Genomic DNA, 15992 nt, shown 5'->3' with positions numbered 1-15992 from the left:
ACTGGAGTGCTAAATGAGCTTTTTTATCTCTAACGCCATGGCTGACGCGGCTGCACCGGCTGCTGCCGGCCCAATGGGCGGCGGTTTCGAGTGGATTTTCCTGGTCGGCTTCCTGGTCATCTTCTACCTGATGATCTGGCGTCCACAGGCCAAGCGCGCCAAAGAGCAGAAGAACCTGCTGAGCAGCCTGCAGAAGGGCGACGAAGTGGTTACCACCGGCGGTATCGCTGGCAAGATCACCAAAGTGGCCGATGACTTCGTGGTTCTGGAAGTTTCCGACACCGTGGAAATGAAGTTCCAGAAAGGCGCCATCGCCGCCACGCTGCCAAAAGGCACGCTGAAAGCGATCTGAAGCAACAACTTCTACTCAATCGACGGGGCGCGCAAGGCGCCCCGCGTTCATAACGGGCGGCGTGATGCTGAACAAATATCCTCTGTGGAAATACATTCTGATCCTGGCGGTGCTGGCGATCGGTCTGATTTATTCCGCTCCGAATCTATACCCCGATGACCCGGCCATTCAGGTCAGCGGTGCAAGCACTGCGCTGCAAGTCAATCAGGCTGATCTGGATCGTGTGAGCACTGCGCTCAAGGAGTCCGGGATCAACGTCAAGGCAGCCACGCTGGCCGCCAACGGCAAGGGCGGTCTGATCCGTCTGAGCAAGGCTGAAGACCAGCTGCCGGCCAAAGACGTTGTGCGCAAGGCGTTGGGTGATGACTACGTCGTCGCGCTGAACCTGGCACAGACCACCCCGCAATGGCTGCGCAATCTGGGCGCGCACCCGATGAAGCTGGGTCTGGACTTGTCCGGTGGTGTGCACTTCCTGCTGGAAGTGGACATGGACAAAGCCCTCGATGCACGCCTGAAAGTCTACGAAGGCGACGTCAAGAGCCTGCTGCGCAAAGAGAAACTGCGTTATCGCAGCCTGCCGCAACTGGGCGGTGCCATTCAGTTGGGCTTCAGTGATGAAGATTCCCGCGAACAGGCCCGTGCACTGATCCGCAAGAACTTCAACGATTTCGACATTGTTCCGGCCGACCTCAATGGTCAACCGGTGCTGCGTCTGGCGATGACCCCGGCCAAGCTGGCGGAAATCCGTGAATACTCCATCAAGCAGAACTTGACCACGGTACGTAACCGCGTCAACGAGCTGGGTGTTGCCGAACCGATCGTCCAGCGTCAGGGCGCCAACCGCATTGTGGTTGAGCTGCCGGGCGTGCAGGACACTGCCGAAGCCAAGCGTATTCTCGGCAAGACGGCCAACCTTGAGTTCCGTCTGGCTGCTGAGCCGGGCGCTTCGAAAGCCACTTCCGAAACCTTCGAGTTCCGTGAAGGCAATCGTCCGCCAGCACAGATCGAGCGTGGTCTGATCATCACCGGTGATCAGGTGACCGACGCCAAGGCCGGTTTCGGCGAGCACGGCACGCCTGAAGTGAACATCCGTCTGGATGGTCACGGTGGCGAGTTGATGAGCCGCGCAACCCGTTCGAACGTTGGTCGCAGCATGGCGGTGATCTTCATCGAACAGCGTCCGGTTACCACTTACACCAAGCAAGTGGTTGATGGCGTCGAGAAAGACGTTGCGGTGCAAACGTTCAAAGAAGAGAAGAAGATCATCAGCCTGGCGACCATTCAGTCGCCGCTGGGTGCTCAGTTCCGCATCACTGGCCTGAACGGTCAGGGCGAGTCGTCCGAACTGGCGCTGCTGCTGCGTGCCGGTGGTCTGGCTGCACCGATGTACTTCGCTGAAGAGCGCACCATCGGCCCGAGCCTGGGTGCTGACAACATCACCAAAGGTATCGATGCGTCGCTGTGGGGCATGCTGTTCGTGTCGCTGTTCATCATCGCCATCTACCGCTTCTTCGGCATCATCGCCACCGTTGCTTTGGCGGTGAACATGGTGCTGCTGCTGGCCCTGATGTCGCTGCTGGGTGCAACGCTGACTTTGCCGGGTATCGCCGGTATCGTATTGACCATGGGTATGGCGGTCGACGCCAACGTGCTGATCTTCTCGCGGATTCGTGAAGAGATCGCCGCCGGTATGACCGTGCAGCGTGCAATCAACGAAGGCTTCGGCCGGGCATTCACCGCGATTCTCGATGCCAACCTGACTACGTTGTTGGTCGGCGGGATTCTCTTTGCCATGGGCACCGGCCCGGTCAAAGGTTTCGCAGTGACCATGTCCCTCGGGATCTTTACCTCGATGTTCACGGCCATCATGGTGACCCGCGCAATGGTCAACCTGATCTTCGGCGGACGTGACTTCAAGAAGTTGTGGATTTAAGGGGCTGCCATGTTACGTACAATCAACTTCATGGGCGTTCGCAACTTCGCGTTCGGCGTCACAGTGTTTCTCACGTTGCTGGCTATGTTCAGTGTCGTGACCAAGGGTATGAACTGGGGCCTGGACTTCACCGGCGGTACGCTCATCGAGCTGACCTACGAGCGTCCGGCCGACGTTACCAAGGTGCGTGAGCAACTGGCGACGTCGGGTTACCACGAAGCAATCGTGCAGAGCTTCGGTGCGACTACCGATCTGCTGGTGCGCATGCCGGGTGAAGACCCGCAACTGGGCCATCAGGTGGCGGAAGCGCTGCTGAAGGTCGGCGGCGACAACCCGGCGACGGTCAAGCGTGTCGAGTTCGTCGGCCCGCAGGTCGGTGAAGAACTGCGCGACCAGGGCGGCCTCGGCATGCTGCTGGCGCTCGGCGGTATCCTGATCTACCTGGCTTTCCGCTTTCAGTGGAAGTTCGCGGTCGGTGCCATCGTTTCGCTGATTCACGACGTGATCGTGACCATCGGTATCCTGTCGTACTTCCAGATCACTTTCGATCTGACCGTGCTGGCGGCGGTGCTGGCGATCATCGGTTACTCGCTGAACGACACCATCGTGGTATTCGACCGGGTTCGTGAGAACTTCCGCGTCCTGCGCAAGGCAACACTGATCGAGAACATCAACATCTCGACCACGCAGACCCTGCTGCGCACCATGGCGACGTCGATCTCGACTTTGCTGGCGATCGCTGCGCTGCTGTTCTTCGGCGGTGACAACCTGTTCGGCTTCTCGATCGCGCTGTTTATCGGTGTTCTGGCGGGTACTTACTCGTCGATCTACATCGCTAACGTGGTGCTGATCTGGCTGAACCTGACTACTGAGGATCTGATTCCTCCGGCCAACACCGAGAAGGAAGTCGACGACCGTCCATAACGGCCATCGTTTTCCCGGCTGTCAGCCCAAGAAAGGCGCGAGTTGAACTCGCGCCTTTTTTTATGCTCCAAGGCTGGGAGAAGCGCGGGCGCGTCCCGCATGTGATGGTCAGGAGGTTCATGTGAACAAGTCGTTGCTGGTTGGTGCGGTATTGGGTGCTGTCGGTGTGACTGCCGGGGGTGCTGTTGCCACCTACAGCCTGGTTAAAAGCGGCCCTGAGTATGCGCAAGTATTGGCCGTTGAACCGGTTAAAACACAGATCAAGACTCCACGTGAAGTGTGCAAGGACGTGACAGTGACTCGTCAGGCACCGGTAAAAGATCAACACCAGATTGCCGGTACCGTCGTCGGTGCATTGGCAGGTGGTTTGCTGGGTAATCAGATTGGCGGCGGCACCGGCAAGAAGATTGCCACGGTAGCCGGTGCGGTCGGTGGTGGTTATGCGGGTAACAAGGTGCAGGAAGGCATGCAAGAGCGTGACACCTACACCACCACGCAAACCCGCTGCAACACGGTCAATGACATCAGCGACAAGGTCGTCGGTTACGACGTGCGTTACTCGCTCGATGGCAAGGAAGGCAAGGTGCGGATGGATCGCGATCCGGGCAACCAGATTCCGGTCGACAAGGAAGGCAAGCTGATTCTGTCGCAGAATGAGCCGGCTCAGTAATTACCGGCTGTTTTACAAAGAAGCACCCTGCGGGGTGCTTTTTTGTGTCCGCCATTTAAGCCACGCAACAAATCCCCTGTAGGAGTGAGCCTGCTCGCGATAGCTATTTATCATTCGATGCAGGTGGTGGCTGATACACCGCTATCGCGAGCAGGCTCACTCCTACATTGGTCTCGTGGTGTGGCGGGTGACAAATTCCAGACATAAAAAAAAGCACCCCGAAGGGTGCTTTTCTCGTTTCGCCGGAAGCTTAGCGCTTCAGCGAAGCCGGCAGGTGCGGCTGGATCGCCGTCAGAACTGCTTTGAAGCATTTGGTGTTGCCGGCAACGATGTGGCCTTTTTCAAGGAAATCGTGGCCGCCGGTGAAGTCGCTCACCAGGCCGCCAGCTTCTTGAATCAGCAGGGCGCCCGCAGCCATGTCCCACTCGGACAGGCCCGATTCCCAGAACGCATCGAAACGACCGGCAGCCACATAAGCCAGGTCCAGGCTGGCGGAACCGGCGCGGCGGATACCGGCAGTCTGGCCAACCAGGGCGCGGAACATGCCCAGGTAGTTGTCGAGATTGTCCATCTGGTCATCACGGAACGGGAAGCCGGTACCCAGCAGGGCGCCGTCAAGGCTGGTGCGACCGCTGACGCGCAGACGACGACCGTTCAGTTGAGCGCCGCGACCACGGCTGGCGGTGAATTCTTCCTGGCGAACCGGGTCCAGAACCACTGCGTGTTCCAGGCGGCCACGGTACTTACAGGCAATGCTGACAGCGAAGTGAGGAATGCCGCGCAGGAAGTTGGTGGTGCCGTCCAGTGGATCGATGATCCACAGGTACTCTTCGCCTTCGATGCCGGTGCCAGCGTGCAGGCCGGTTTCTTCACCCTGGATCGAGTGATTCGGGTAGGCCTTGCGCAGAGCATCGATGATTTTCTGTTCGGCGGCGCGATCGACCTCGGATACATAATCCTTGGCGTCTTTTTCGTCGACCTTGATGGTATCCAGGCGCTCGATGGAGCGGAAGATCAGTTCACTGGCGCTGCGGGCGGCGCGCAGCGCGATATTCAGCATGGGCTGCATGGATGTGTCACCTAAGGTTGTTAAAGAAAGCCGCGCATTCTATCAGAACTTTTCTTCAGGTGAAGGACGCTGTTCGCTTTCATAGCTTAACGGTAGGCTGTTCTGTAAGATTTGCACCCCTTTCCTGTGTCCGAGAGCGCCTCCCTTGCTGCAGAACATTCGTGTCGTCCTGGTCAATACCAGCCACCCCGGCAACATCGGCGGGGCCGCGCGCGCCATGAAAAACATGGGTCTGTCGCGATTGGTGCTGGTCGAACCGCGAGTCTTCCCGCACCACGAAGCCGATGCTCGTGCTTCCGGTGCCGGTGACATCCTTGAAAATGCGCAAGTCGTCGCCACGTTGGAAGACGCCTTGGTCGGCTGCAATCTGGTGCTTGGCACCAGCGCCCGTGACCGTCGAATCCCTTGGCCGCTGCTGGATCCGCGCGAGTGCGGCACCAAAGTGGTTGAAGAAGCCGGGCAGGGCGCCGAAATCGCTCTGGTATTCGGTCGTGAGGATTCCGGTCTGACCAACGAAGAGCTGCAGCGATGTCATTTTCACGTGCATATCCCCTCCGACCCTGAGTTCAGCTCGCTGAACCTGGGTGCGGCGGTGCAGGTGTTGAGCTACGAAGTGCGCATGGCCTGGCTGGCTGCACAAGGTCAGCCGAGCAAGATCGAGAAAGAGGAAGTGGCTTCGGTGAAAAGCGCCGAGCTGGCGACCATGGATGAGCTGGAGCGCTTTTATGAGCATCTGGAGCGGACGCTGGTCGCCATCGAATTCCTCGATCCGGAAAAACCGCGGCACTTGATGGCGCGCCTGCGCCGGTTGTACGGACGCAGCTCGGTCAGCCGGGCGGAAATGAATATTTTGCGTGGCATCCTCACGGAAACCCAGAAAGCGGCCCGTGGTGAGCTTCTTAAGCGGAAGGACTAAATGATGTTTGAGCGTTTGCGTGAAGATATCCAGAGCGTATTCCATCGAGACCCGGCGGCGCGTAACGCTTTTGAAGTCCTGACTTGCTACCCCGGTATGCATGCGATCTGGATTCATCGATTGGCCGGCATGCTCTGGCGCAACGAGCTGAAATGGCTGGCGCGGCTGGTGTCGAACTTCGGCCGCTGGTTGACCGGGATCGAGATTCATCCGGGCGCCAAGGTCGGTCGTCGTTTCTTTATCGACCACGGCATGGGCATTGTCATCGGTGAGACTGCCGAGATTGGCGATGACGTGACCATCTATCAGGGTGTGACTCTGGGTGGTACCAGCTGGAACAAAGGCAAACGTCACCCGACGTTGGGCGATGGTGTGGTCGTGGGCGCGGGCGCCAAGGTGCTCGGTCCGTTCACGGTCGGCGCGGGTGCCAAAGTCGGCTCCAATGCTGTGGTGACCAAAGAAGTGCCGCCGGGCGCCACTGTTGTCGGTATTCCTGGACGAATCATCGTCAAGTCTGACGAAGAGCAGGACGCCAAGCGCAAGGCCATGGCCGAGAAAATCGGTTTTGATGCCTATGGCGTCAGCGAAGACATGCCCGACCCGGTGGCGCGCGCCATCGGTCAGTTGCTCGATCACCTGCAAGCGGTGGACGGACGGCTGGAAGGGATGTGCGGCGCGCTGAAGGATCTGGGCAGTAATTACTGTGCGAAAGATCTGCCTGAACTGCGTGAAGAAGACTTCGCCTGCGTCAAAGGCAAAGACGAGTCCAAGGCCAGCTAAACCGCAGCGCTGCCTTCGAGAGCAGGCTCGCTCTCACATTGGAATGCATATCCCTTGTGGGAGCGAGCCTGCTCGCGAAGAACGATAACGCGGTACCGCTGGCTGCATGCCGCCAGCCTTTGCTATGATGCGCGCGCTCTTTTGCGGGTAATCCTGACTAAAGTACTAGGTCTTAAAGTTGACTTAAATACTCGGGAATTGCATACTCGCCCCATTCTGAACTCCGTGGTAACTGTCCATGCGACTGACTACAAAAGGCCGATACGCCGTGACCGCCATGCTTGACCTGGCGTTGCACGCGCAGCACGGGCCCGTGTCCCTGGCCGATATCTCCGAGCGCCAAGGCATCTCCCTGTCCTACCTCGAACAGCTGTTCGCCAAGCTGCGCCGCAGCAACCTGGTTTCCAGTGTTCGCGGCCCGGGTGGTGGCTACCAGTTGTCCCGCGACATGCAGGGCATCCAGGTCGCTCAGGTGATCGATGCGGTAAACGAATCGGTTGATGCCACCAAATGCCAGGGCCAGGGCGATTGCCATTCCGGCGACACGTGCCTGACCCACCATCTGTGGTGCGACTTGAGCCTGCAGATTCACGAATTTCTAAGTGGTATCAGCTTGGCTGATCTTGTGACTCGCCGTGAGGTGCAAGAAGTAGCCCAGCGTCAGGACCAGCGCCGTTGCAACAGCAAGGCGCCACGCCTGGACAAGATTGAAGCGTCCGCCGTCGAATGACAGCCAGAGAGCTAGCGGCACGCCAGCCCTGATTTAGGAGATAGTCCATGAAATTGCCGATTTACCTTGATTACTCTGCGACCACCCCGGTTGATCCGCGTGTTGCGCAAAAGATGAGTGAATGCCTGCTGGTCGACGGAAACTTCGGTAACCCGGCGTCCCGTTCCCACGTGTTCGGCTGGAAAGCTGAAGAGTCCGTCGAAAACGCCCGTCGTCAGGTGGCCGATCTGGTCAACGCCGATCCGCGCGAAATCGTCTGGACCTCCGGTGCCACCGAGTCCGACAACCTGGCAATCAAGGGTGCGGCGCATTTCTACGGCTCCAAGGGCAAGCACCTGATCACCTCCAAGATCGAGCACAAGGCTGTCCTCGACACCATGCGCCAACTGGAGCGTGAAGGTTTCGAGGTCACCTACCTCGAGCCCACCGAAGACGGTCTCATCACTCCGTCCATGATTGAAGCTGCACTGCGCGAAGACACTATCCTGGTCTCCGTGATGCACGTGAACAACGAAATCGGCACCGTCAACGACATCGCCGCTATTGGCGAAATGCTCCGCGCCAAGGGCATTCTGTTCCACGTCGACGCCGCTCAGTCCACTGGCAAGGTCGACATCGATCTGCAGAAGCTGAAAGTCGACATGATGTCGTTCTCCGCTCACAAAACCTATGGCCCTAAAGGCATCGGCGCGCTGTACGTCAGCCGCAAGCCGCGTGTGCGCATCGAAGCGACCATGCACGGCGGCGGTCACGAGCGTGGCATGCGTTCCGGCACCTTGGCGACCCACCAGATCGTCGGTATGGGTGAAGCGTTCCGTGTGGCCAAAGAAGACATGGCTGCTGAAAACCTCCGTATCAAAGCCTTGAGCGACCGTTTCTACAAGCAGGTCGAGCACCTGGAAGAGCTGTACGTCAACGGCAGCCTGACCGCCCGCGTTCCGCACAACCTGAACCTGAGCTTCAACTACGTTGAAGGCGAGTCGCTGATCATGGCGCTCAAGGATCTGGCGGTATCGTCCGGTTCGGCGTGCACCTCGGCGTCGCTGGAGCCTTCGTACGTACTGCGCGCCCTGGGCCGCAACGACGAACTGGCACACAGCTCGATCCGCTTCACCTTCGGCCGTTTCACCACCGAAGAAGAAATCGACTACGCCGCGCAGAAAGTCTGCGAGGCCGTTACCAAGCTGCGCGCTCTGTCGCCGCTGTGGGACATGTACAAAGACGGCGTCGATATCTCGAAAATCGAGTGGGCGGCACACTAAATATAGAAGCCGCCAGATACAGATCCTGTAGCGACGCGGCGGTTTACGCAGCGCAGTTGCAGGGTCTCAAGAGCGGCCCTGATGAGTGAGGATTGAGAATCATGGCTTACAGCGAAAAGGTCATCGACCACTACGAAAACCCGCGCAACGTCGGCAAGATGAACGCGGAAGATCCTGATGTCGGCACCGGCATGGTCGGCGCTCCGGCGTGCGGCGACGTGATGCGTCTGCAAATCAAGGTCAACGACGCCGGCATCATCGAAGATGCCAAGTTCAAGACCTACGGCTGCGGTTCGGCTATCGCTTCCAGCTCCCTCGCCACCGAGTGGATGAAGGGCAAGACCCTGGACGAAGCAGAAACCATCAAGAACACTCAGCTGGCCGAAGAACTGGCCCTGCCGCCAGTGAAGATTCACTGCTCGGTACTGGCTGAAGACGCTATCAAAGCGGCTGTTCGCGATTACAAGCAGAAGAAAGGCTTGATCTGACTTTCTGGATTTGGCGACGAGTAAGGAGTCACCGATGGCTATCAGCATGACAGAAGCGGCTGCTCGACACGTGCGGCGCTCCCTCGACGGGCGCGGCAAAGGTGAAGGGATTCGTCTGGGTGTTCGCACCACAGGCTGTTCCGGCCTTGCCTACGTGCTGGAGTTTGTCGACGAGGTGGTTGCAGAGGATCAGGTGTTCGAGAGTCACGGCGAAAAAGTGATCATCGACCCGAAAAGCCTCGCCTATCTGGACGGCACCGAGCTCGATTTCGTCAAGGAAGGGTTGAACGAAGGCTTCAAGTTCAACAACCCCAATGTACGCGGTGAATGTGGCTGCGGCGAAAGCTTCAACATCTGAGGCTTGTCGTGGGTATTCCTTGTCATTTCGCTTTATTCGAGCTGCAACCGGGTTTCCGTCTGGATCTCGAGCAGCTGGCCACGCGCTATCGTGAGTTGGCGCGCGGCGTTCATCCTGACCGCTTTGCCGACGCTTCCGAGCGTGAGCAGCGGTCGGCACTCGAGCAGTCTGCGCGGCTCAACGACGCCTATCAGACGCTCAAGAGTCCGGCCCAGCGCGCACGCTACCTGCTGACCATCAGCGGGCATGAAGTGCCGATGGAAGTCACGGTCCATGATCCCGAGTTTCTTCTGCAGCAGATGCAATGGCGCGAAGAGCTCGAAGACCTCCAGGACAGTGCCGACCTCGACGGTGTCGCGGTGTTCAAGCGGCGCTTGAAAGTGGCTCAGGAAGAACTCAATGAAAGCTTCGCAGCCTGTTGGGATGATGCGGCGCAACGCGAGCAGGCCGAACGCCTGATGCGGCGCATGCAGTTCCTCGACAAGCTCACCTACGAAGTGCGCCAGTTAGAAGAGCGCCTCGACGATTAACCCAGTGCCGCTCCGGTCGCACGCCTGATATACAGATAAGTCCTGATCACGATGGCCCTACTGCAGATCGCCGAACCCGGCCAAAGTCCTCAACCGCACCAGCGTCGTCTGGCTGTGGGGATTGACTTGGGCACTACCAATTCGCTGGTCGCTGCGTTGCGCAGTGGTCTTTCCGAACCGTTGGCCGACGCAAACGGGCAGGTCATCCTGCCGTCCGCTGTGCGTTACCACGCCGATCACGTCGAAGTCGGCGAGTCGGCGAAGCTGGCCGCCGCGTCCGATCCTTTGAATACTGTGCTGTCGGTCAAGCGCTTGATGGGTCGTGGTCTGTCCGACGTCAAGCAATTGGGCGACCAGTTGCCGTACCGCTTTGTCGGTGGCGAATCGCACATGCCGTTCATCGACACCGTGCAAGGCCCGAAAAGCCCGGTCGAAGTCTCCGCCGATATCCTCAAGGTGCTGCGTCAGCGCGCTGAAGCGACCTTGGGTGGCGAGCTGGTTGGCGCGGTGATCACCGTTCCGGCTTACTTCGATGATGCTCAGCGTCAAGCCACCAAAGATGCGGCCAAACTCGCCGGTCTGAACGTGCTGCGTCTGCTCAACGAGCCGACTGCGGCCGCTGTGGCGTACGGTCTGGATCAACATGCCGAAGGCCTGGTCGCAATTTATGACCTCGGCGGCGGTACTTTCGATATTTCGATTCTGCGTCTGACTGGCGGTGTTTTTGAAGTGCTGGCCACTGGCGGCGACAGCGCGCTGGGCGGCGATGATTTCGATCACGCGATTGCCGGCTGGATCATCGAGAGCGCCGGCCTGTCCGCCGATCTCGATCCGGGCGCACAACGCAATCTGCTGCAAACCGCTTGCGCGGCCAAGGAAGCCCTGACCGATGCGGCCAGCGTTGAAGTGGTCTATGGCGACTGGAAAGCGCCGCTGACGCGCGAAGCCTTCGATGCGTTGATCGAGCCAATGGTCGCGCGCAGCCTGAAAGCCTGCCGTCGCGCCGTTCGCGATTCCGGTATTGAGCTGGAAGACGTGCACGCCGTGGTCATGGTTGGCGGTTCGACTCGCGTGCCGCGTGTTCGCGAAGCTGTTGCTGAAGCCTTCGGTCGTCAGCCTCTGACTGAAATCGACCCGGATCAAGTGGTGGCCATCGGTGCTGCGATCCAGGCGGATACGCTGGCTGGCAACAAGCGCGATGGCGGCGAACTGCTGCTGCTTGATGTGATTCCACTGTCCCTGGGGCTGGAAACCATGGGCGGCTTGATGGAGAAGGTGATTCCGCGCAACACCACCATCCCCGTCGCTCGCGCACAAGATTTCACTACGTACAAAGACGGCCAGTCGGCCATGGCGATCCACGTTCTGCAGGGTGAGCGCGAGCTGATCAGTGACTGCCGCTCGCTGGCGCGCTTCGAATTGCGTGGCATTCCAGCGATGGTGGCCGGCGCAGCGAAAATTCGCGTGACCTTCCAGGTCGATGCCGACGGTCTGCTCAGCGTGTCTGCCCGTGAGTTGGGTTCGGGCGTTGAGGCGAGCATTCAGGTCAAGCCGTCTTACGGTCTGACCGACGGCGAAATCGCCAAGATGCTCAAGGATTCGTTCCAGCACGCTAATGACGACAAGGTCGCCCGTGTTCTGCGTGAGCAGCAAGTCGATGCCCAACGCCTGATCGAAGCGGTGCAGGGTGCTCTGGAGGTTGATGGCGAGCGTTTGCTCGACGCCGAAGAGCGCATGGTCATCGATCTGCAGCTGCAGGAACTGGCTGAACTGATGAAAGGTACCGATGGTTACGCCATCGAGCAGCAGACCAAGCGTCTGTCGCAAGTGACCGATGCTTTTGCTGCCCGCCGCATGGATTTGACGGTGAAAGCCGCTCTGTCGGGGCGCAATCTGAATGAAATCGAGGATATCTGATGCCGCAGGTCATTTTTCTGCCCCACGAGAAGTTCTGCCCTGAAGGCATGGTTGTAGAGGCTGCGCCCGGCACATCGATTCTCGAACTGGCCCACGAACACCACATCGAGATGGAAAGCGCCTGCGGCGGCGTCTGCGCTTGCACTACCTGCCACTGCATCATCCGTGAGGGTTTCGACTCGATGGAAGAGGCCGACGAGCTGGAAGAAGATTTCCTCGATCGTGCCTGGGGTCTGGAAGCGCAATCGCGTCTGGCCTGTCAGGCTATCGTTGGTGAAGAAGACATCACCGTCGAGATTCCGAAATATTCGCTTAACCATGCGGCCGAAGCGCCGCACTGACTGGTAAGACTGTCATGAGCTACGGTTGGAATGATGTTCAACGTATTGCAGAAGAACTGGCCGAGGCCCACGCCGGCGTCGATCCGTACTCTGTAGGTTTTGTCCGTCTGCAGCAGATGATCCTGGATCTGCCTGACTTCGATAGCACTTCTGGCCGTGTCGGCGAGAAGGTGCTGGAAGCGGTTCAGGAGCTCTGGGCCAAAGAATTGGACTGATCGTCTCGCAGGTTAGGCAATACCCAAGAACCCGCGTATAATTCGCGGGTTTAATTTTTCGCAAATTACCGTTTCTGGAGTTACACCATGGCTGTTCAACGCACTTTCTCCATCATCAAGCCTGACGCTGTTGCAAAAAACGTCATCGGCGAAATCACCACTCGTTTCGAAAAAGCCGGCCTGCGCGTTGTAGCTTCGAAACTGAAGCAACTGTCCAAAGCTGAAGCTGAAGGCTTCTACGCTGAGCACAGCGCTCGTGGTTTCTTCGGCGACCTGGTTGCTTTCATGATCTCCGGTCCTGTTGTTGTTCAGGTTCTGGAAGGCGAAAACGCTATCGCTCTGAACCGTGAGCTGATGGGCGCTACCAACCCTAAAGAAGCTGCTGCCGGCACCATCCGCGCTGACTTCGCTGATTCCATCGACGCCAACGCTGTTCACGGTTCGGACTCCGAAGCCGCAGCTGCTCGTGAAATCTCGTACTTCTTCGCAGCTACTGAAGTAACCACTCGCTAAGCATTGGCTTAAGAGTGAAGGTGAATCCATGACTACATCGACTGTAAAAACCAACCTGCTGGGTCTGACTCAACAGGAAATGGAAAAATTCTTCGACTCAATCGGGGAGAAGCGTTTCCGTGCCGGTCAGGTAATGAAATGGATTCACCACTTTGGTGTCGATGATTTCGACGCCATGACGAACGTCAGCAAGGCCTTGCGCGACAAGCTCAAGGCTATTGCTGAGGTCCGTGGTCCGGAAGTGGTCAGCGAGGACATCTCCAGCGACGGCACCCGTAAGTGGGTGGTGCGCGTGGCGTCCGGCAGCTGCGTCGAGACCGTATACATTCCCCAGGGCAAACGCGGCACTCTGTGCGTTTCGTCCCAGGCAGGCTGTGCCCTGGATTGCAGTTTCTGCTCCACCGGCAAGCAAGGCTTCAATAGCAACCTCACCGCCGCCGAAGTGATCGGTCAGGTGTGGATTGCCAACAAATCTTTCGGCAGTGTCCCGGCAACCGTCGACCGTGCCATCACCAACGTGGTGATGATGGGCATGGGTGAGCCGCTGCTGAACTTCGACAACGTCGTTGCCGCCATGCATCTGATGATGGATGACCTCGGCTACGGGATCTCCAAGCGCCGCGTGACCCTGTCCACGTCGGGTGTGGTGCCGATGATCGATGAGCTGGCCAAGCACATCGACGTGTCCCTGGCGTTGTCCCTGCACGCACCGAATGACGCATTGCGTAACCAATTGGTGCCGATCAACAAGAAATATCCGCTTAAGATGCTGCTCGAGTCGTGCCAGCGCTACATGTCCGCCCTTGGCGAGAAACGTGTGCTGACCATCGAGTACACCTTGCTCAAGGACATCAATGACAAGGTTGAGCACGCCGTTGAGATGATCGAGCTGCTGAAGAACATTCCGTGCAAGATCAACCTGATTCCGTTCAACCCGTTCCCGCACTCCGGGTACGAGCGTCCGAGCAACAACGCGATCCGTCGTTTCCAGGATCAGTTGCATCAGGCCGGTTTCAACGTCACTGTCCGCACCACCCGTGGTGAAGACATCGACGCTGCATGTGGTCAATTGGTAGGGCAGGTGCTGGATCGCACCCGTCGCAGCGAACGTTACATCGCCGTGCGCGAGTTGAGCGCCGACAGCGATCTGGCACAGAACGCCGCGAACACAAATTAAGAGAGGATCTCTATGTCCCTGCGCTTTGCGCTGCTGTTGCTGTTGGCCAGCCTGTGTGCTGGTTGTGTCCTGTCGGGTGACTACAACCCGATGAAGACCAGCAAGGGCCGCGATGAAGCGCGGGCTGCCTACGTGCAGCTGGGGCTGGGGTACTTGCAGCAAGGCATGACCGAGCGGGCCAAGGTGCCGCTGAAGAAGGCGCTGGAAATCGACGGTTCCGACCCTGACGCCAACGCGGCCCTCGGCTTGGTGTTTCAGTCCGAAATGGAACCGGAACTGGCCGACGAACACTTCCGCAAGGCTTTGTCCTCCCGTCCCGCCGATGCCCGTATCCTCAACAACTACGGCAGTTTTCTCTACGAACAACAGCGTTATAAAGAAGCCTACGAGCGTTTTGAACAGGCTGCGGCCGATACCCTGTATCCTGAGCGCTCGCGTGTGTTCGAGAACCTCGGCATGACGGCAGCAAAGCTCGGTCAGCGGGATCTGGCACAGCAACAGCTGGAAAAGGCACTGCGCTTGAATCGCCAACAACCGCGCGCATTGCTGGAAATGGCTGAGTTGTCCTTCGAAGACAGGCATTATGTGCCCGCGCGTGACTATTACGACCGTTTCAGCCTGCTGACCGAACAAAATGCACGTAGTCTATTGCTCGGCGTTCGGCTGGCAAAAGTGTTTGAAGATCGCGACAAGGCCGCCAGTTATGGCCTGCAATTAAAACGACTCTATCCCGGTACGCCGGAATATCAGCAATACCTGTCGGAGCAATGATGAAAGCGGCGCATCCCGAAGTTGTAGCAGCGAATCGCGTTAACCCCGGTGAGACCCTGCGCCAGGCCCGCGAAAGCAATGGCTGGTCGCTGGCCGAAGTGGCCCTCAAGCTCAACCTCACCGTGACCTCCCTGAGCAATCTTGAAGCCGGCGCTTTCGACAAGCTGCCGGGGCATACTTTCGCTCGCGGTTACATTCGCGCCTATGCCAAGTTGCTCGGCATGGACCAGACCGTTCTGGTTCAGCAATTCGACCAGTCCACCGGCACCGATTCCCAGGGCAGCAACGTTCATGCCCTCGGTCGTATCGAAGAGCCGGTGCGGGTTTCCCATACCATTCTGCGTATTGTCAGCCTGCTGTTGCTGATCGCGGTCATCGGCGGCGGTTTCGTCTGGTGGCAGGATCAGACCTCGCTGCGTACCAAGGATCTGGCTTCTCTGGCGCCTGAGCACGTTGAAGTCGAAGGTGCTGACGGCACCACCCAGATTCATCCGATCGATGAGCCGGAAGATCAGGCTGTCGAGGAAAATCAGGCCGACAGTTCGACTGCACTGGCATTGCCTCAGTCTGAAACTACCGCTGAATCGACTGGCGCCGAAGTGGCCTCCCCGGCAACCGCTCCAACTGCACCGGTTGCTCCGGCTGTAACGCCGTCCGCCCCGGTTCATACGCCAGCCCCGGTTGTCGCCAATCCGGCCACTCCTGCGCCAACCGTTCCTGCTACCCCAGCGCCAACCGTTACCGCTCCAGTGGTTCCTGCTACACCAGCACCAACCGCAGAAGTGGCCGCTCCGGTCGCTGGCGACGGTCAGGTCCAACTGCAGTTCAGCGCCGATTGCTGGGCACAAGTGACCGATGGCCGTGGCAAAGTGATTTTCAGTGGTCTGAAGCATAAAGGCGATAGCGTCACCGTTTCCGGCAAGCCGCCGCTTAACGTACGTCTGGGCGTTGCCCGTGCCGCACAGGTCAGCTACAACGGCCAGCCGGTCGATATCGCTCCGTTCACCAGTGGCGAGACTGCTCGCCTGAAGTTGGGTCAATAAGTC

19 protein-coding genes are annotated in these 15992 nt (G+C 58.6%); 18 read left to right on the top strand and 1 reads right to left on the bottom strand.

What is annotated here, in order from left to right; genetic code table 11:
* Positions 1-13: 13 nt before the first annotated feature.
* The 4 genes from yajC to AB4N44_RS11690 all read left to right on the top strand — a co-directional run bounded on the left by yajC (position 14) and on the right by AB4N44_RS11690 (position 3879).
* Positions 14-352 (top strand): preprotein translocase subunit YajC, encoded by a 339-nt coding sequence (yajC, locus tag AB4N44_RS11705; RefSeq protein ID WP_007916913.1) that lies wholly within the window; start codon positions 14-16, stop codon positions 350-352.
* Between the two features lie 64 nt (positions 353-416).
* Entirely contained in the window at positions 417-2285 is a 1869-nt protein-coding gene (secD, locus tag AB4N44_RS11700) for a protein translocase subunit SecD (RefSeq protein WP_007916911.1), read from the top strand.
* A gap of 9 nt (positions 2286-2294) precedes the next feature.
* Positions 2295-3209: a protein translocase subunit SecF gene (gene secF / locus AB4N44_RS11695; protein ID WP_095123431.1), complete on the top strand. Its 915-nt coding sequence runs from the start codon at positions 2295-2297 to the stop codon at positions 3207-3209.
* A gap of 121 nt (positions 3210-3330) precedes the next feature.
* Positions 3331-3879, top strand: a complete 549-nt coding sequence (locus tag AB4N44_RS11690) for a glycine zipper 2TM domain-containing protein (protein WP_007916907.1) — start codon at positions 3331-3333, stop codon at positions 3877-3879.
* 250 nt (positions 3880-4129) lie between these two features.
* On the opposite strand, the gene suhB is transcribed toward AB4N44_RS11690, so the two are convergent.
* Positions 4130-4948 carry a type III secretion system regulator SuhB gene (suhB, locus tag AB4N44_RS11685; protein WP_016773320.1) on the bottom strand — a complete coding sequence of 273 codons (819 nt, stop codon included), beginning with the start codon at positions 4946-4948 and terminating at the stop codon, positions 4130-4132.
* Between the two features lie 145 nt (positions 4949-5093).
* Between suhB and trmJ the strand changes: the two genes are divergently transcribed.
* The 14 genes from trmJ to AB4N44_RS11615 all read left to right on the top strand — a co-directional run bounded on the left by trmJ (position 5094) and on the right by AB4N44_RS11615 (position 15989).
* Positions 5094-5864 (top strand): tRNA (cytosine(32)/uridine(32)-2'-O)-methyltransferase TrmJ, encoded by a 771-nt coding sequence (trmJ, locus tag AB4N44_RS11680; protein WP_160041720.1) that lies wholly within the window; start codon positions 5094-5096, stop codon positions 5862-5864.
* Positions 5865-5867: 3 nt separating this feature from the next.
* On the top strand, positions 5868-6644 hold the full coding sequence (cysE, locus tag AB4N44_RS11675; RefSeq protein ID WP_007916901.1) for a serine O-acetyltransferase: 777 nt from the start codon (positions 5868-5870) through the stop codon (positions 6642-6644).
* A 238-nt stretch (positions 6645-6882) separates the two neighbouring features.
* Positions 6883-7374, top strand: a complete 492-nt coding sequence (gene iscR, locus AB4N44_RS11670; protein ID WP_003227911.1) for a Fe-S cluster assembly transcriptional regulator IscR — start codon at positions 6883-6885, stop codon at positions 7372-7374.
* Positions 7375-7421: 47 nt separating this feature from the next.
* Positions 7422-8636: an IscS subfamily cysteine desulfurase gene (locus tag AB4N44_RS11665; RefSeq protein WP_460108860.1), complete on the top strand. Its 1215-nt coding sequence runs from the start codon at positions 7422-7424 to the stop codon at positions 8634-8636.
* A 101-nt stretch (positions 8637-8737) separates the two neighbouring features.
* Entirely contained in the window at positions 8738-9124 is a 387-nt protein-coding gene (gene iscU, locus AB4N44_RS11660; protein WP_007916892.1) for a Fe-S cluster assembly scaffold IscU, read from the top strand.
* A 34-nt stretch (positions 9125-9158) separates the two neighbouring features.
* Entirely contained in the window at positions 9159-9482 is a 324-nt protein-coding gene (iscA, locus tag AB4N44_RS11655; protein ID WP_003227904.1) for an iron-sulfur cluster assembly protein IscA, read from the top strand.
* Positions 9483-9490: 8 nt separating this feature from the next.
* Positions 9491-10012 (top strand): co-chaperone HscB, encoded by a 522-nt coding sequence (gene hscB / locus AB4N44_RS11650; RefSeq protein ID WP_007916889.1) that lies wholly within the window; start codon positions 9491-9493, stop codon positions 10010-10012.
* A gap of 51 nt (positions 10013-10063) precedes the next feature.
* Positions 10064-11929: a Fe-S protein assembly chaperone HscA gene (hscA, locus tag AB4N44_RS11645; protein WP_160041718.1), complete on the top strand. Its 1866-nt coding sequence runs from the start codon at positions 10064-10066 to the stop codon at positions 11927-11929.
* Positions 11929-12270, top strand: coding sequence for an ISC system 2Fe-2S type ferredoxin (gene fdx, locus AB4N44_RS11640; RefSeq protein ID WP_007916885.1), 342 nt, complete (start codon positions 11929-11931; stop codon positions 12268-12270). The genes hscA and fdx overlap by 1 nt, the downstream gene beginning before the upstream one ends.
* A gap of 14 nt (positions 12271-12284) precedes the next feature.
* A complete protein-coding gene (iscX, locus tag AB4N44_RS11635; RefSeq protein WP_077574428.1) occupies positions 12285-12485 on the top strand; it encodes a Fe-S cluster assembly protein IscX in 201 nt (66 codons plus the stop codon).
* An 87-nt stretch (positions 12486-12572) separates the two neighbouring features.
* Positions 12573-12998, top strand: a complete 426-nt coding sequence (gene ndk, locus AB4N44_RS11630) for a nucleoside-diphosphate kinase (protein WP_007916882.1) — start codon at positions 12573-12575, stop codon at positions 12996-12998.
* A 28-nt stretch (positions 12999-13026) separates the two neighbouring features.
* Positions 13027-14175, top strand: coding sequence for a dual-specificity RNA methyltransferase RlmN (gene rlmN / locus AB4N44_RS11625; RefSeq protein ID WP_016984373.1), 1149 nt, complete (start codon positions 13027-13029; stop codon positions 14173-14175).
* Between the two features lie 12 nt (positions 14176-14187).
* The gene (pilW, locus tag AB4N44_RS11620; RefSeq protein WP_007916880.1) at positions 14188-14946 is read left to right on the top strand and encodes a type IV pilus biogenesis/stability protein PilW; all 759 of its coding nucleotides are present in this window, start codon (positions 14188-14190) and stop codon (positions 14944-14946) included.
* Complete coding sequence (locus tag AB4N44_RS11615) at positions 14946-15989, top strand: RodZ domain-containing protein (RefSeq protein WP_127929662.1); 1044 nt, start codon at positions 14946-14948, stop codon at positions 15987-15989. The genes pilW and AB4N44_RS11615 overlap by 1 nt, the downstream gene beginning before the upstream one ends.
* The last annotated feature ends 3 nt before the right edge of the window (positions 15990-15992 follow it).

The sequence above is a fragment of the Pseudomonas sp. S3_C06 genome, from assembly GCF_054667675.1.
This window is presented reverse-complemented; position numbering and strand designations above follow the sequence as displayed.

What these genes read in the sequence shown, in the direction of transcription:
- yajC (WP_007916913.1), top strand. Translation starts at nt 14, where the DNA reads ATGAGCTTTTTTATCTCTAACGCCATGGCTGACGCGGCTGCACCGGCT.
- secD (WP_007916911.1), top strand. Translation starts at nt 417, where the DNA reads ATGCTGAACAAATATCCTCTGTGGAAATACATTCTGATCCTGGCGGTG.
- secF (WP_095123431.1), top strand. Translation starts at nt 2,295, where the DNA reads ATGTTACGTACAATCAACTTCATGGGCGTTCGCAACTTCGCGTTCGGC.
- suhB (WP_016773320.1), bottom strand. Translation starts at nt 4,948, where the DNA reads ATGCAGCCCATGCTGAATATCGCGCTGCGCGCCGCCCGCAGCGCCAGT.
- cysE (WP_007916901.1), top strand. Translation starts at nt 5,868, where the DNA reads ATGTTTGAGCGTTTGCGTGAAGATATCCAGAGCGTATTCCATCGAGAC.
- iscR (WP_003227911.1), top strand. Translation starts at nt 6,883, where the DNA reads ATGCGACTGACTACAAAAGGCCGATACGCCGTGACCGCCATGCTTGAC.
- AB4N44_RS11665 (WP_460108860.1), top strand. Translation starts at nt 7,422, where the DNA reads ATGAAATTGCCGATTTACCTTGATTACTCTGCGACCACCCCGGTTGAT.
- iscU (WP_007916892.1), top strand. Translation starts at nt 8,738, where the DNA reads ATGGCTTACAGCGAAAAGGTCATCGACCACTACGAAAACCCGCGCAAC.
- iscA (WP_003227904.1), top strand. Translation starts at nt 9,159, where the DNA reads ATGGCTATCAGCATGACAGAAGCGGCTGCTCGACACGTGCGGCGCTCC.
- hscA (WP_160041718.1), top strand. Translation starts at nt 10,064, where the DNA reads ATGGCCCTACTGCAGATCGCCGAACCCGGCCAAAGTCCTCAACCGCAC.
- fdx (WP_007916885.1), top strand. Translation starts at nt 11,929, where the DNA reads ATGCCGCAGGTCATTTTTCTGCCCCACGAGAAGTTCTGCCCTGAAGGC.
- iscX (WP_077574428.1), top strand. Translation starts at nt 12,285, where the DNA reads ATGAGCTACGGTTGGAATGATGTTCAACGTATTGCAGAAGAACTGGCC.
- ndk (WP_007916882.1), top strand. Translation starts at nt 12,573, where the DNA reads ATGGCTGTTCAACGCACTTTCTCCATCATCAAGCCTGACGCTGTTGCA.
- rlmN (WP_016984373.1), top strand. Translation starts at nt 13,027, where the DNA reads ATGACTACATCGACTGTAAAAACCAACCTGCTGGGTCTGACTCAACAG.
- pilW (WP_007916880.1), top strand. Translation starts at nt 14,188, where the DNA reads ATGTCCCTGCGCTTTGCGCTGCTGTTGCTGTTGGCCAGCCTGTGTGCT.
- AB4N44_RS11615 (WP_127929662.1), top strand. Translation starts at nt 14,946, where the DNA reads ATGAAAGCGGCGCATCCCGAAGTTGTAGCAGCGAATCGCGTTAACCCC.